The organism is Pseudomonas sp. MWU13-2862 (genome assembly GCF_023242495.1).
GTDB lineage: Bacteria > Pseudomonadota > Gammaproteobacteria > Pseudomonadales > Pseudomonadaceae > Aquipseudomonas > Aquipseudomonas gingeri_D.
The window spans coordinates 94,040-108,007 of record NZ_JALMEZ010000019.1 but is presented as its reverse complement, the minus strand read 5'-3'; the positions used below and the strand labels follow the sequence as shown (position 1 = coordinate 108,007).

Here is a 13,968-nt window from a genome sequence, read left to right as displayed (position 1 = left end):
ACACCGCACACCCGTGTAGGCGCTGTTGCCCTTTATCGTCCGTCCACCTCAATGATCGCGAAACTCCTTATGACAGGCATCGCAGGCATCCTCGACCTTCTCGACCGCCGGCTTCAGGGTACTGGCCTTGTAAGGCTGGACCTGACTGGCAACCCGCAGCTCCCCGGTCGCCGCTTCCAGCGAGCGCGCCAACTCCTGGAAATGCGCCTGCTTCTGCCAGACCGCGTCCCGGGCGCTGGTATGCTCCGCTTCCTTGACTTGCGGGAAGTGTTTCCACGGCTCGCGGGACAGGCTATCGAGCTGGTTCGCGCCTTCGACGAAACGCGGCCCGTCAAAAGGAATGCGACCGCGCAGCATGCCGCCCAGGTCTTCGCTGGTCTTGAGCATCTGCTTGAAAATGGCCTTGCGCTGGCCCAAAGGAGAATTCGGGTCGACACCGCCGCACGCACCGAGGGTCAGGCAGGCCAGCAATACAACAGAAAGTCTTTTAAGAGTCATGATGGCTTCAGGTCACGGGAAACGGCGGCCAGTATCCTCGCCTGATCGCCAAAGACCAAGAGCCCGAACCTTTCTTAACCACACTAAATCAGTGGATTTACTGAACAAAGTCTGAACAGGCCATTACCCAAGGAATTCACCGCTGTATGAACACCTCTTTCAAACGACTGGCCGCAAGCCTTTGCGTACTCGCCCTGCTCGCTGGCTGCAAACCCAAGCAACCTCCAACACCTCCAGCCCCGGTGGACACCTACCTCAAGGCCGACTGGCAAGCGCTGCCGACCGTGTCCGACGCCGACCTGCAAGCGGGTTTCACCTCGTGGCGTAGTGCCTGTGCCCGGCTCAAGGCCGACGCCAACTGGGGGCCGACCTGTCTCGCGGCCGCCTCCGTGGCCAACACCCCGGCAGCCATTCGCGATTTTCTCCAGCAGAACCTCGAGGTCTACAGCCTGCGCTCCGCGCAGAACAGTGCCGACGGCCTGATCACCGGCTACTACGAGCCCGTCTACCCCGGCAGCCTGACCCAGACCGCCAAGGCCACGGTGCCGGTGTATGGCGTACCGGACGACCTGATCATCGTGCAGCTCGACAGTCTCTACCCCGAGCTCAAGGGCAAACGCCTGCGCGGACGGCTGGAAGGTCGGGTGGTGAAACCCTATGACGATGCGGCGCTGATCGCCACCCAGGGCGTCAAGGCCCCGGTACTGGCCTGGCTGACCGACCCGATGGACCTGCAATTCCTGCAGATCCAGGGCTCGGGCCGGATTCGCCTGGACAACGGTCAGCAGTTGCGGATCGGTTACGCCGACCAGAACGGCTACCCCTATCGCGCCATCGGCCGCTGGCTGGTGGAACAGGGCGAGTTGAAGAAGGAAGACGTCACCATGGGCGCCATCAGCGCCTGGGCCAAGGCCCATCCGACGCGTATCCCGCAATTGCTCGGCAGCAATCCCAGCTATGTGTTCTTCGCCCGCAACCCGGACAGCAACGAAGGGCCGCGCGGTTCGCTGAACGTGCCGCTGACCGCCGGCTATAGCGTGGCGGTGGATCGCAAGGTGATTCCGTTGGGCAGCTTGTTGTGGTTGTCGACCACCAAGCCGGACGGCAGCGCCCTGGTGCGTCCGGTGGCGGCCCAGGATACCGGCGGCGCGATTGCCGGCGAGGTCCGCGCCGATCTGTTCTGGGGCACCGGTGATGCGGCGGGGCAACTGGCCGGGGATATGAAGCAGAAAGGCAATATCTGGATGTTGTGGCCCAAGGGCGTGGCGTTGCCCAAGGCAGCGGATGTCGGTAGCTGATTAGTGCGTAGCCTGTACGGGCCTCTTCGCGGGCAAGCCCTGCTCCTACAGGGTTGTGTCGTACACAAAGTTAGCGAACGACATCAATCTGTAGGAGCAGGGCTTGCCCGCGAAGAGGCCCGTACAGACGCTGCACAATCCAATGACTGAAACGCCCCCTCAGATTGACACGAAAAAGAACGCCGCAATCAAGGCCATCCCGACAAACCACACCAGCGAGCGCAGCATCGCCCAGTCCGCCAGGTAGCAGATGATGTAGAGCAGGCGGCTGGTGATAAACAGCACCGCCAGCACATTGATGGTCACCAGTGACGCCGTGCCGACGAAATGAGCAATGATCACCGCCGCCGCAAAGGCCGGGTTCACCTCGAAGCTGTTCAAATGCGCCGAATGGGCCCGTTTGGCGAAGCCTTCAAGACCGGCGAGAAAGGCCCGCGGATCATGGTTCTGGCGCGGACCGAACTTGCCGCCACTGAACTTGGCGATACCGATACACAGGTAAGGCAGGCAAAACGCGATCAATACACACCAGAAAGCAGCGGTCATAACAGGGTCCTTGAAGAGTGCCCAGAGGCGTCGCCGACAACACTAGCGCATAACCGGACAATCCGCAGAAACCGATTCGCCAACGCTGTGCGGCTGTTTATACTGACCGCACCACGCCGCACTTCATGCGCATAGACCTATTCCAATAAATTCCGCTTCTGCCCGATCGCACGCGATCGGGCCAGTGGCATGCGTACGCCCGGCCCCGCTGCCCAGGAGATCACCCGCATGCCACTTGCCTTGCTTGCCCTCGCCGTTGCCGCCTTCGGCATCGGCACTACCGAATTCGTCATCATGGGCCTGCTGCCCGATGTCGCCCGCGACCTTGGCGTCAGCATTCCCAGCGCCGGCCTGCTGATCACCGGCTATGCCCTGGGCGTGGTCTTCGGCGCGCCGGTCCTGGCCATCGGCACCGCGAACATGCCGCGCAAGGCCACGCTGCTGGGCATGACCCTGATGTTCATTCTCGGCAATATGCTCTGCGCCCTGGCGCCGAACTACACCACCCTGATGGCCGCACGCGTGGTCACGGCCTTGTGCCATGGCGCCTTCTTCGGCATCGGCTCGGTGGTGGCCGCTGGTTTGGTCGCGCCCAATAAACGGGCCCAGGCCATTGCGATGATGTTCACCGGCCTGACCCTGGCCAATGTGCTCGGCGTACCGCTGGGCACTGCCCTCGGGCAATACGCCGGCTGGCGCTCGACCTTCTGGGCGGTGTCGGTGATTGGCGTGATCGCGGCCATTGCGCAGTGGGTCTGGCTGCCGAAGCATATCGCCATGGACAAGGCCAACCTGGCCAGCGAGTTCCGCGTACTGGGCAAGACCAATGTGCTGATGGCCCTGGGCATGAGTGTGCTGGCCTCGACCAGCCTGTTCAGTGTCTTCACCTATATCGCACCGATCCTGCAGGACGTCACCGGTGTCAGCCCCCACGGGGTCACGATCATGCTGCTGTTGTTCGGCGTCGGCCTGACGGCGGGCAGCATGCTCGGAGGGCGCCTGGCCGACAGCCGCCTGCTGCCCTCGCTGGTGGGCATGGCCCTGGCGGTGGTGCTGGTGCTGGCGGCGTTCAGCCAGACCAGCCGCTCGGTCATCCCGGCGGCGATCACCCTGGTGCTGTGGGGGATCTTTGCCTTTGCCCTGTGTCCGATCCTGCAACTGCTGATCATCGACCAGGCCCATGAAGCGCCGAACCTGGGTTCGACCCTGAACCAGAGCGCCTTCAACCTGGGCAACGCCACCGGCGCCTGGATCGGCGGACTGGTGGTGGGCAGCGGCATCGACCTGGCTGACCTGCCCTGGACCGGGGCATTGAGCGGCTGCGTCACGCTGCTGGCGGCGCTGTTCTTTATCTTCCTGCAACGCCGTACTCAGTCCTTGGTCAATACCTCGGCTTAAGCGTCAGCGCCTGTTACGACGGGTCGATATTTCAGCAGATCGCCGGGCTGGCAATCGAGCGCCTGGCAAATGGCTTCAAGGGTCGCCAGGCGAAAACCCTTGACCTTGCCCTGCTTCAACAACGAAAGGTTCTGTTCGGTAATGCCGATCTGCGCCGCCAGGTCCTTGGACTTGACCTTGCGCATGGCCAGCATCACATCCAGCGTTATTTCAATCGACATCAATACGTCCCACTAAATGAATTGTTGGTTTTCACGGGCCATCCGGCAGGCATTGCCCATGATCCGGGCCACCAGCATGACTGCGGCGGCCAGAAACAAGGCCACCAGTTGAGCGGGGCTGAAACCGAGACTCAGCAGGCGCTCTCCCGGTGGCCGCAACAGGGTTATCCACACGCTCATCAGCGGATACAGCAGCACACTGCAAAGCACCCAGAGACCGACACTCTTGCCTACCGCGCCCAGCAGGCTGGCCGTTTCCCGGGAAAAATACTCACCCTGCGCATAGGTCTGGAATAAAGCACGCAACGCTTCCAACCCACGCGTCAGGACCAGCAACGGAATGCTGCTCAGCAACATGCCGCCAGCCACCTACCACCAGGGCATTGCGGCGATGTCGACTTCAAGATCCCTGACCAGGGAGGTCAGGTTGAAGTCCAGCCCATGCTCGACAAGCACCGGGAAAAGCCAGCAAGCCACGTTCAACAGCAACATGCTCACCAGCAAAACCAAGGTGGCATTCGCCAACCAGCGACTGTGCCTGATCAAACGATCATCGTTCATTGAATACTCCTGTCAGTTCTTTGGCCGGATGACCCGGCAAAGAAACTAACATGAGGTAAAATTATCGCAAAACGATAATTTATTACAAAATAACAGCAACAAATAGCCTTATGCCACAACCCAACCGATCACGCCTGGGCCGACTCGTCTTCCTTGAACTGATCCTTCACGTAGCGGATCTCGGTGCGCCCGTGGGGTGACGGCAGGCCATCCTCGCCGAGGTTGACGAAGACCATCTTTTCCACCGTCAGGATGCTTTTGCGGGTGATCTTGTTGCGCACTTCGCAGGTCAGGGTAATGGATGTGCGACCGAACTCGGTGGCGGTGATGCCCAGCTCGATGATGTCGCCCTGGCGCGAGGCGCTGACAAAGTTGATTTCCGAGATGTACTTGGTTACCACGCGCTGATTGCCCAGCTGGACGATGGCGTAGATCGCCGCTTCCTCGTCGATCCAGCGCAGCAGGCTGCCGCCGAACAGCGTGCCATTGGGATTGAGGTCTTCGGGTTTGACCCATTTGCGGGTGTGGAAATTCATGCATTCTCCTGACCGTCTTGCCGCCGGATGAAAATATCCGACAGGCCTGAGCCCTCATGTTAGAACGCTTGCCCACCGACTCCAACCACCCGTGACCACCAGTCGAAAAATGACCCAATAGCCACAAGGCTGTTTGACAGCTCTTTTCCCTTGGCTATTCTCCGTCCGTGACCTGCTGGAACGGACCCAGCATTCAGCCAACCGGAACTTGGCAACATAGCGCCATCAGACGAACGCGCAGGACGCGCAAGCTCCGCGAGGCCATGGGAGACCAGCATCTCACCATTGACCTACCACCAAGTAAGGACGCTTAAACATGTCTAGAGTTACTGATGTACTTGTCAGCTTTGACACTGAAACCATCCTGAAAAAATACCCCAACCCCAGCCGCAACCCCGACCAGCCGACGTTGATCGACTGGCAACACGTCTACATGATCACCAACCAGGACAACGTGGTCAGCGGCCAGGCCGGTGGCGAACTGGATCTCAAGGCGCAGGTCGGCGACCTGATCCGCTGGCGGGAAACCAGCCTGTCCCTGGGCTTCGAGAAATCGGTGATTTTCTACCGGTTCATCGGTAACGTCGGCGCCAACCTGATCTCGACCCCGACGCCACGCAAGGCAACCGCCTCGTTCGCCCAGCCCAACACCAGCAACCCGGTTATTCCGACCTGTCAGAAAGTCGACAATTACTACTGGTCGTCCGAGACACTGGAGACCGGTCGTGTGACCTACCACTTCAACTTCATGATCGTGGACCGCGACTGCAAACCTTGCGGCTACTTCTCCTGGGATCCATTCATCACCATCCATAACTGAGGCGGCTGTTGCGCTGACGCTTCGTGGCCAACGCGAAGCGTCATCCCTGGCGGCCTGCCACGGCTGACCGCGGCAAGCTGGCCAGGGCGCAGCATCGGCAGACTCAGGGAAGGAGACCTCCATGCCCCAAGACGCATTCGACAGACACCTGCTGTTTGTCCTCGACACCGAAACCCTGCTCGAGAATCATCCCGGCCCCAGTGCCTCGGCTGATTCGCCGACCACGGTCCAGTCCCGCCACCTGTTTATCCAGGGTGCTCGTCCGGAACACTGGCAAGGCCCGGAAGAACAGCCCTTCAGCCTCTCGGCACACCCCGGGGACAGCCTGCATATTCGCTTTGCGCCGATTGCCCTGCGCGGCGAAAACCTGCTTTTTGTGCACGACCTCCAGGTCCTGAACAACAGCATCCTCAGCCCCGCGACGGCGTCCACGCGGTCCGGCGTCAGCCTGGCACGGCCGCGCTTCGACAACCTGCTGGAGATTGAAACCGAAACAGCGGATGACTATTTCTGGGAAAGCCGCCTGAATGCCCATGGTCGTACCGGCCTCGATATCCGCTTTGCCCTGCTTGGGAACGACTGCTCGATCCTCGGCTATTTCTCCATGCCCCTGGAGCTCGACTTTCAGCCCTGACCCCCAGTTGGAAACCTTCAGCGTCGACCCCGGGCGGGTCGGCGCGACAAACTGCACGCTAATCACTTGGGCAAGCCGCAAAAGCCGCGTTATAATGCCGGTCGTTTCAAAACGGTCATCTTCCCTTGATACCGTTTTCCCGCCACCTGTCCGAGGGGCGCTGCAGCAGGCTCGACCTGTCAGGCTCGGATGGGGCGTTGTTCGTTCAGGGCTCCCTGCACGGACACTAAACGCACAACGGCGCCCATTCGCATACTACGAATGGAGGCTCTTCATGAGCGCTGTCAACACGCCTGCAGATTTCAACGACTACAAAGTTGCCGACATGTCCCTGGCTGCCTGGGGCCGTCGCGAAACCATCATCGCCGAATCGGAAATGCCGGCCCTGATGGGTCTGCGCCGCAAGTACGCCGGTGAGCTGCCGCTCAAAGGCGCCAAGATCATCGGCTGCATCCACATGACCATCCAGACCGCCGTACTGATCGAAACCCTGGTTGTCCTGGGTGCCGAAGTACGCTGGTCGTCCTGCAACATCTTCTCGACCCAGGACCAGGCCGCTGCCGCCATCGCCGCTGCCGGTATCCCGGTGTTCGCCTGGAAAGGTGAAACCGAGCAAGAGTACGAGTGGTGCATCGAGCAGACCATCCTGAAGGACGGTCAGCCTTGGGACGCCAACATGATCCTCGACGACGGCGGCGACCTGACCGAGATCATCCACAAGAAATACCCGGCCATGCTGGACAAAATCCACGGCGTGACCGAAGAAACCACCACTGGCGTGCACCGCCTGCTGGACATGCTGGCCAAGGGCGAGCTGAAAATCCCGGCCATCAACGTCAACGACTCGGTGACCAAGAGCAAGAACGACAACAAGTACGGCTGCCGTCACAGCCTGAACGATGCCATCAAGCGTGGCACCGACCACCTGCTGTCCGGCAAGCAAGCGCTGGTGATCGGCTACGGTGACGTGGGCAAGGGCTCGGCCCAGTCCCTGCGTCAGGAAGGCATGATCGTCAAGGTCTCCGAAGTCGACCCGATCTGCGCCATGCAAGCCTGCATGGACGGTTTCGAAGTGGTTTCGCCATTCATCAACGGCCTGAACGACGGCACCGCCGCCAGCATCGACACTGCCCTGCTGGGCAAGATCGACCTGATAGTGACCACCACCGGTAACGTCAATGTCTGCGATGCCAACATGCTCAAGGCCCTGAAAAAGCGCGCCGTGGTCTGCAACATCGGTCACTTCGACAACGAAATCGACACCGCTTTCATGCGCAAGAACTGGGCATGGGAAGAAGTGAAGCCACAGGTGCACAAGGTCCATCGCACTGGCCATGGCGATTTCGATCCACAGAACGACGACTACCTGATCCTGCTGGCCGAAGGCCGTCTGGTGAACCTGGGTAACGCCACCGGTCACCCAAGCCGCATCATGGACGGTTCGTTCGCCAACCAGGTCCTGGCGCAGATCTTCCTGTTCGGCCAGAAGTACGCCGACCTGCCCGCCGCTCAGAAAGCCGAGCGCCTGACCGTGGAAGTGCTGCCGAAGAAACTCGACGAAGAAGTGGCCCTGGAAATGGTCCGCGGCTTCGGCGGCGTGGTCACCCAACTGACCAAGACCCAGGCCGACTACATCGGCGTGGCCGTCGAAGGTCCGTTCAAGCCGCACGCCTATCGCTACTGATACGCCTGGTTCCTTGTAGGAGCGAGCTTGCTCGCGATAGCGGTGTCACTGACACTCCGCGTCGCGTTCATCGCGAGCAAGCTTGCTCCTACAAGAGCCAGCATCCGGCTTTCGCGTTTCCAAGGATCCGACCATGTCTCAAGATCGTCGCTACAGCTTCGAGTTCTTCCCGACCAAGACCGATGCTGGGCAAGAAAAACTGCTCGCCACTGCCCGTCAGTTGGCCAGCTACAACCCCGACTTCTTCTCCTGCACCTACGGTGCCGGTGGCTCGACCCGCGACCGCACGATCAACACCGTGCTGCAGCTCGAGAGCGAAGTAAAGATTCCCGCCGCACCGCACCTGTCCTGCGTCGGCGACAGCAAAGCCGACCTGCGCGGCCTGCTGCAGCAATACAAGGGCGCCGGTATCCAGCGCATCGTCGCCCTGCGCGGTGACCTGCCTTCCGGCATGGGCATGGCCAGCGGCGAGTTGCTGCACGCCAATGACCTGGTGGCCTTCATTCGTGAAGAAACCGGCAGCCACTTCCATATCGAAGTCGCCGCCTACCCGGAAATGCACCCGCAAGCGCGCAACTTCGAAGCCGATCTGCAGAACTTCGTGCGCAAGGCCAACGCCGGCGCCGACAGCGCGATCACCCAGTACTTTTTCAACGCCGACAGCTACTTCTATTTCGTCGAGCGCGTACGGGCGATGGGCGTGAATATCCCGATCGTGCCGGGCATCATGCCGATCACCAACTACAGCAAGCTGGCGCGCTTCTCCGACGCCTGCGGCGCGGAAATCCCACGCTGGATCCGCAAGCAACTGGAAGCCTACGGTGACGACACCCAAAGCATCCAGGCCTTCGGCGAGCAAGTGATCAGCCAGATGTGCGACCGCCTGCTGGAAGGTGGCGCGCCAGGGCTGCACTTTTACACCCTGAACCAGGCGGAACCGAGCCTGGCGATCTGGAACAACCTGAAGCTGCCGCGCTGAAAACTGCAAGCCCCTGGAAATCCGGGGGCTGCAACCGTGTTACCCGAGCAAGCCCCCCAGAGAAAACACGCCAGCGCTTCTATTCGCCGCTCCAGCGTCGTAATCTCCAGCCATGCCCGTCATTGCCCAACTTCTGACAGCCGTGCTTTTTGCTTGCCTGAGTTTTGCCGCTCAAGGTGAAAAGCTGCGTATTGTCACCGATCCCTGGGCCCCCTACGCCTACGAAGAAAACGGCCAGGCCAAAGGGCTCGACTACGAAACCACGGCCATTGTCTTCCAGCGCCTGGGCGTAGAGGTCGAGTGGCAGTTCCTGCCCTGGAAACGCTGCCTGATGCTGCTCGACCAGGGCCAGGCCGATGGCGCCCTGGATATCTTCCACAACCACGAGCGCGACAACAGCCTGCTCTACCCCAGCGAACCCTTGTCGGAAGTGGAGTTTGTGATGTTCTACGCCAAGGCCCGCCCTCATCCCTTTACCACCCTGGGAGAACTCAAGGGCCTGACCATCGGCACTTCGCCTGGTTATCTGTACGGTTCGGTGTTCAAGGACACCACAGGCCTCAAGCGCGAAGACGGGCCCAGTCACGAAGCCAACTTCGGCAAACTGGTCCGCGGTCGCATCGATCTGCTGATCACCGATCGCCGGGTCGGCCAGCGCCTCCTGAAACAACTGCAGTTGCAGGACCAGGTCGACCAGTACCTGACGGTGATTGCCCGGGAAAGCCAGTACCTGGCGATCCGCCGCAGCGCCGGGATGGACCTGCTGGTCCAGCGTTTCAGCGCCGAGCTGCGGCGTTTCAAGCGTGAACCGGCCTACGCCGCGCTGGTTACCCGCTATACCGACAAGGCCAAAAACGTCCCTTGATCTACGCAGGACCTTGTAGGAGCAGAGCTTGCTCGCGAAGGGGCCCTCAAGAACGCCGGAGCTTCGTCGGAACGCCACCCGGACCCGGGACTGCGCCGCCCCTGATAACAAAAGCACAAACCGTTGAGCAGCAGGAAAGCGGCGCGCGGCGTTTGCTCTGTTATACTCCGGCCTTCCCGCCAGGCTCACGCCCGGACGCTCGACCTTGCATCAGGTATTCCGACACTGCGACCAGCGCCGCCCAAGGGCCCGCGCGAGCAGTGCGTAGAGCCTCAAGGCCCAGCAGGACCGGACGGGATGCGCCCCAGGGGTCTGCAAGAAAACTCGCCGGGCCGCAAGACATGCGGCCAGCTTTCCTCTTGCTGAACCTGAAACGCCATTCGCGCCAGGCAAGATTCCCATCGGGCCAAGCCCTAACTGAACAGGATTACTCATGTCCTTTGCTTCCCTCGGTCTCTCCGAGGCTTTGGTCGCTGCCATCGAGGCAGCCGGCTACACCGAGCCTACTCCGGTGCAACAGCGGGCCATTCCCGCCGTGTTGCAAGGTCGCGACCTGATGGTCGCGGCACAGACAGGTACGGGTAAAACCGGAGGCTTCGCCCTTCCGATTCTGGAACGGTTGTTTCCCAACGGTCACCCGGACAAATCCCAGCGTCACGGCCCGCGCCAACCCCGCGTCCTGGTCCTGACCCCGACCCGTGAACTGGCTGCCCAGGTCCACGAGAGCTTCAAGGTCTACGCCCGTGACCTGAAATTCGTCAGCGCCTGCATCTTCGGCGGCGTCGGCATGAACCCACAGGTTCAGGCCATGTCCCGTGGCGTCGACGTGCTGGTTGCCTGCCCGGGTCGTTTGCTCGACCTGTGCGGCCAAGGCAGCGTCGACCTGTCCCACGTGGAAATCCTCGTGCTGGACGAAGCCGACCGCATGCTCGACATGGGCTTTGTCCATGACGTGAAGAAGGTCCTCGCGCGCCTGCCGTCCAAGCGTCAGAACCTGCTGTTCTCGGCGACCTTCTCCAAGGACATCACCGACCTCGCCGGCAAGCTGCTGCACAACCCGGAACGCATCGAAGTCACGCCGCCGAACACCACGGTCGAGCGTATCGAACAGCGCGTGTTCCGCCTGGCCGCCAGCCACAAGCGTTCGCTGCTGGCGCACCTGATCACCGCCGGCGCCTGGGAACAGGTCCTGGTGTTCACCCGTACCAAGCACGGCGCCAACCGCCTGGCCGAGTACCTGGACAAGCACGGCCTGAGCGCTGTCGCCATCCACGGCAACAAGAGCCAGAACGCCCGCACCAAAGCCCTGGCCGATTTCAAGGCCGGTGAAGTGCGCATCCTGGTGGCCACCGATATCGCCGCGCGCGGTTTGGATATCGACCAGTTGCCGCATGTGGTCAACTTCGAACTGCCGAACGTCGACGAAGACTACGTGCACCGTATCGGCCGTACGGGCCGGGCCGGTCGTTCGGGCGAGGCCATTTCCCTGGTCGCACCGGACGAAGAGAAGCTGCTGAAAAGCATCGAGCGCATGACCAAGCAGAAAATCGCCGACGGCGACCTGATGGGCTTTGATTCCAGCGCCGTGGAAGCCGAGAAGCCGGAAGTGCGCGAGCGTCCGGATGTGCGTAATCCACGCACGCCTCCACGCGGTCCGAAGGGCGATGGCCCGAACGGCGGCGGTGGTGGTGGCGGTCGTCGGGATAAAGGCAAGGACAAGGGCGGCAAGGAAAAGGCCCCCGCCAACGGTCGCGGTGAGCGTCCGGCCCGCGAGCAGAAGCCCCGTGAAGGGACTCCGGCCCGCGAACAGCGTCAGCCAAGCCAGCCGCCACGCGCGGCGGCGGATCGTGCTCCGGATGAGTTCCTGGATGACGATGTGGATAACTTTGGGAATCGCGTTGATTACGTGCCTCAGGCCAAGCCGGCTCAAGGTCGTGGTCGTCGTCCGGGGGCTCCGGCTCAGGGTGGCGCCGCGGGTGCGGGTGCTCCGCGTACCGGGCAGCCGCAGGGTCGTCAGAATGGTCCGCGTAGCAGCAACGGTGCGACTACCGGGACTCCTCCGGCCAAGCGCAGCGGTCCACGTAATGGCGCTCCGCGTGATGGGCAAGCCCGTCGCGAAGAGTCGCGTAACCGTCGTCCGGCGCGGGATGATCAGCCTCGGGAAGAGCCAGCGGTGCAGAACCCGCGCGGGCCAGGGCCGAAGATCATTCATAAAGAGTCGAAGAGCGATCGCTTCCCGACTCCTGAGCAGTTGGATCAACTGCCAGGGCGTCCACGCGGTGAGAAGCCGGCGTTGTTGACTCGCAATCGCTGAGTTGATGACGCAATGAAAAACGCCCCCGGTTCGTGAGAGCCGGGGGCGTTTTTTTGTCTGGTGCAAAGTGCTGAAATCAACACCGTACTGTAGGAGCATGGCTTGCCAGCGAAGGCGTCCTCAAAACCGCCAAAAGCTTCGCGGGCAAGCCCTGCTCCTACAGTCTCAGCATTACTTCGCTTTCACACCTTCAAACGTGATGTACAGCTCTACCGCATCAGACGCTGGACCCAAATCCATCATCTTGCCGAAGTCCGAACGCTTGATGTGCGCTACACCTTCGAAACCAGCGCGGTAGCCGCCCCATGGATCCTTGCCTTCACCCAGGAAGGTAGCCTTGACCACGATCGACTTGGTCACGCCGTGCAAGGTCAGGTCGCCCGTCACGTCAGCCGTGTCTTTGCCATCGGCATTCTTGCCAGTGGATTTGACCGCAGTGGAGACGAACTTGGCATCGGCAATATTGGCAACGTCCAGGAAGTCCTTGCTGGAGATGTGCTTGTCACGCTCGGCATTGTTGGTGAACACGCTGGCGGTACGCACGTTGACTTCGATCTTGCTGTCTTCAGGCTTGGCCGCATCAAAGCTGAATTTGCCGTCCAGGTCCTTGAAGGTACCGGTGATGTAGCTGTAGCCCAGGTGGCTGATCTTGAAATTGACGAAGGCGTGCTGGCCTTGCTTGTCGATCACGTAATCCGCAGCCATCGCCTGACCGGCAACAAACAGTGCAGAACCGATTGCCAGAGCGGCGAGAGTCTTTTTCAACATACTTCTATTCCTTTTGAGTCGAGGTTGAACATCAGGCTTTGCGACCCAGCATGCGGGTCAGCGTCGCATCACGGTCGATAAAGTGGTGTTTCAGAGCAGCCAGACCATGGAGAACCGCAAAGATCACCACGGTCCAGGCCAGGAACAAATGCACACTGCCGGCCACATCCGCCTGATTGGGGATGCTGGAAATCAAGGCAGGCACATCGAACAGGTTGAACACCGGAATCCCGACACCTTCGGCGGTGGAAATCAGGTACCCGGAAAACATCAAGGCAAACAGGCCGAGATAGAGGAACGCATGACCGAACTTGGCACCCAGGCGGGTCAGTCGACCATGGCTGGCCGGTGACGGCGGCGGCGGGCTGATAAAACGCCAGATCAGCCGCAGCACCATGACCGCGAACAGGGTCAGGCCGATGCTTTTATGCAGGTCCGGCGCCGCCTTGCGCCATTCGCTGTAGTAGTCGAGCCCGACCATCCACAAGCCCAGCGCAAAAAGACCAAACACCACCAGGGCAACGCCCCAATGCAGGAAGATACTGACAGCACCGTAGCGAGAGGATGAATTGCGTAGCTGCATTGCCGGAATCCTGTAAGTGATGCGCCCAAGACTAATGGTTTACCTATCGAATTAAAGCGGAAAATTTCGCTTTGAAATATCGAAAAATACGATTATCAGTCTGAGACGAGCGCGTTAAGAAAATATTAAGGTCGATCCGTGAAGTGAACACCTGGGCCCACGGGTTTATTCGGGCTCTCCATGTTTCGGCAACGACGCCATGGGTTGTCCTGCGGCCGCGCATTGCATAGGCTTGCGCGATTGTGTGTCCGCCTGCGTCGCGG

The 13,968-nt window shown here is 60.9% G+C and carries 16 protein-coding genes and 1 riboswitch; of the genes, 8 read left to right on the top strand and 8 right to left on the bottom strand.

The annotated features are described in order from the left end of the window. Window positions 1–48: 48 nt before the first annotated feature. Window positions 49–498 (bottom strand): cytochrome c, encoded by a 450-nt coding sequence (locus tag M5C56_RS28200; protein WP_103499423.1) that lies wholly within the window; start codon window positions 496–498, stop codon window positions 49–51. 146 nt (window positions 499–644) lie between these two features. Between M5C56_RS28200 and M5C56_RS28195 the strand changes: the two genes are divergently transcribed. Beyond that, the gene (locus M5C56_RS28195) at window positions 645–1,796 is read left to right on the top strand and encodes an MltA domain-containing protein (protein WP_103499422.1); all 1,152 of its coding nucleotides are present in this window, start codon (window positions 645–647) and stop codon (window positions 1,794–1,796) included. Between the two features lie 159 nt (window positions 1,797–1,955). Here M5C56_RS28195 and M5C56_RS28190 read toward each other — a convergent pair whose 3' ends face one another. Continuing rightward, on the bottom strand, window positions 1,956–2,342 hold the full coding sequence (locus M5C56_RS28190; protein ID WP_103498381.1) for an MAPEG family protein: 387 nt from the start codon (window positions 2,340–2,342) through the stop codon (window positions 1,956–1,958). Window positions 2,343–2,570: 228 nt separating this feature from the next. On the opposite strand from M5C56_RS28190, the gene M5C56_RS28185 reads away from it, so the two are divergent. Beyond that, a complete protein-coding gene (locus M5C56_RS28185; RefSeq protein WP_103498382.1) occupies window positions 2,571–3,740 on the top strand; it encodes an MFS transporter in 1,170 nt (389 codons plus the stop codon). Here the strand turns inward: M5C56_RS28185 and M5C56_RS28180 are convergent. The 4 genes from M5C56_RS28180 to M5C56_RS28165 form a co-directional block, all read right to left on the bottom strand. After that, window positions 3,737–3,961 (bottom strand): helix-turn-helix transcriptional regulator, encoded by a 225-nt coding sequence (locus tag M5C56_RS28180; protein WP_103498383.1) that lies wholly within the window; start codon window positions 3,959–3,961, stop codon window positions 3,737–3,739. The two genes, M5C56_RS28185 and M5C56_RS28180, sit on opposite strands and share 4 nt — an antisense overlap. Before the next feature lie 12 nt (window positions 3,962–3,973). Continuing rightward, the gene (locus M5C56_RS28175; protein ID WP_247263397.1) at window positions 3,974–4,318 is read right to left on the bottom strand and encodes a DUF2975 domain-containing protein; all 345 of its coding nucleotides are present in this window, start codon (window positions 4,316–4,318) and stop codon (window positions 3,974–3,976) included. A 12-nt stretch (window positions 4,319–4,330) separates the two neighbouring features. After that, a complete protein-coding gene (locus tag M5C56_RS28170) occupies window positions 4,331–4,522 on the bottom strand; it encodes a hypothetical protein (protein WP_247263396.1) in 192 nt (63 codons plus the stop codon). 128 nt (window positions 4,523–4,650) lie between these two features. Next, window positions 4,651–5,058, bottom strand: coding sequence for a hotdog domain-containing protein (locus M5C56_RS28165; RefSeq protein ID WP_103498384.1), 408 nt, complete (start codon window positions 5,056–5,058; stop codon window positions 4,651–4,653). A gap of 316 nt (window positions 5,059–5,374) precedes the next feature. Here M5C56_RS28165 and M5C56_RS28160 point away from each other — a divergent pair, with 316 nt between their 5' ends. The 6 genes from M5C56_RS28160 (at window position 5,375) to M5C56_RS28135 (ending at window position 12,354) form a co-directional block, all read left to right on the top strand. Continuing rightward, complete coding sequence (locus tag M5C56_RS28160; RefSeq protein ID WP_100944655.1) at window positions 5,375–5,878, top strand: inclusion body family protein; 504 nt, start codon at window positions 5,375–5,377, stop codon at window positions 5,876–5,878. A 121-nt stretch (window positions 5,879–5,999) separates the two neighbouring features. Continuing rightward, the gene (locus M5C56_RS28155) at window positions 6,000–6,512 is read left to right on the top strand and encodes an AidA/PixA family protein (RefSeq protein ID WP_103498385.1); all 513 of its coding nucleotides are present in this window, start codon (window positions 6,000–6,002) and stop codon (window positions 6,510–6,512) included. A 146-nt stretch (window positions 6,513–6,658) separates the two neighbouring features. Then, window positions 6,659–6,765, top strand: a riboswitch (S-adenosyl-L-homocysteine riboswitch). Window positions 6,766–6,786: 21 nt separating this feature from the next. Further along, window positions 6,787–8,196 (top strand): adenosylhomocysteinase, encoded by a 1,410-nt coding sequence (locus tag M5C56_RS28150; protein ID WP_103498386.1) that lies wholly within the window; start codon window positions 6,787–6,789, stop codon window positions 8,194–8,196. Between the two features lie 133 nt (window positions 8,197–8,329). Then, on the top strand, window positions 8,330–9,175 hold the full coding sequence (gene metF / locus M5C56_RS28145; RefSeq protein WP_103498387.1) for a methylenetetrahydrofolate reductase [NAD(P)H]: 846 nt from the start codon (window positions 8,330–8,332) through the stop codon (window positions 9,173–9,175). Window positions 9,176–9,287: 112 nt separating this feature from the next. Next, a complete protein-coding gene (locus M5C56_RS28140) occupies window positions 9,288–10,040 on the top strand; it encodes a transporter substrate-binding domain-containing protein (protein WP_103498388.1) in 753 nt (250 codons plus the stop codon). Between the two features lie 433 nt (window positions 10,041–10,473). Continuing rightward, window positions 10,474–12,354, top strand: coding sequence for a DEAD/DEAH box helicase (locus M5C56_RS28135; protein WP_103498389.1), 1,881 nt, complete (start codon window positions 10,474–10,476; stop codon window positions 12,352–12,354). A gap of 171 nt (window positions 12,355–12,525) precedes the next feature. Here the strand turns inward: M5C56_RS28135 and M5C56_RS28130 are convergent, their stop codons facing one another. Then, on the bottom strand, window positions 12,526–13,122 hold the full coding sequence (locus M5C56_RS28130) for a YceI family protein (RefSeq protein ID WP_103498390.1): 597 nt from the start codon (window positions 13,120–13,122) through the stop codon (window positions 12,526–12,528). A gap of 31 nt (window positions 13,123–13,153) precedes the next feature. Further along, the gene (locus tag M5C56_RS28125) at window positions 13,154–13,705 is read right to left on the bottom strand and encodes a cytochrome b (RefSeq protein ID WP_103498391.1); all 552 of its coding nucleotides are present in this window, start codon (window positions 13,703–13,705) and stop codon (window positions 13,154–13,156) included. Between the last annotated feature and the right edge of the window lie 263 nt (window positions 13,706–13,968).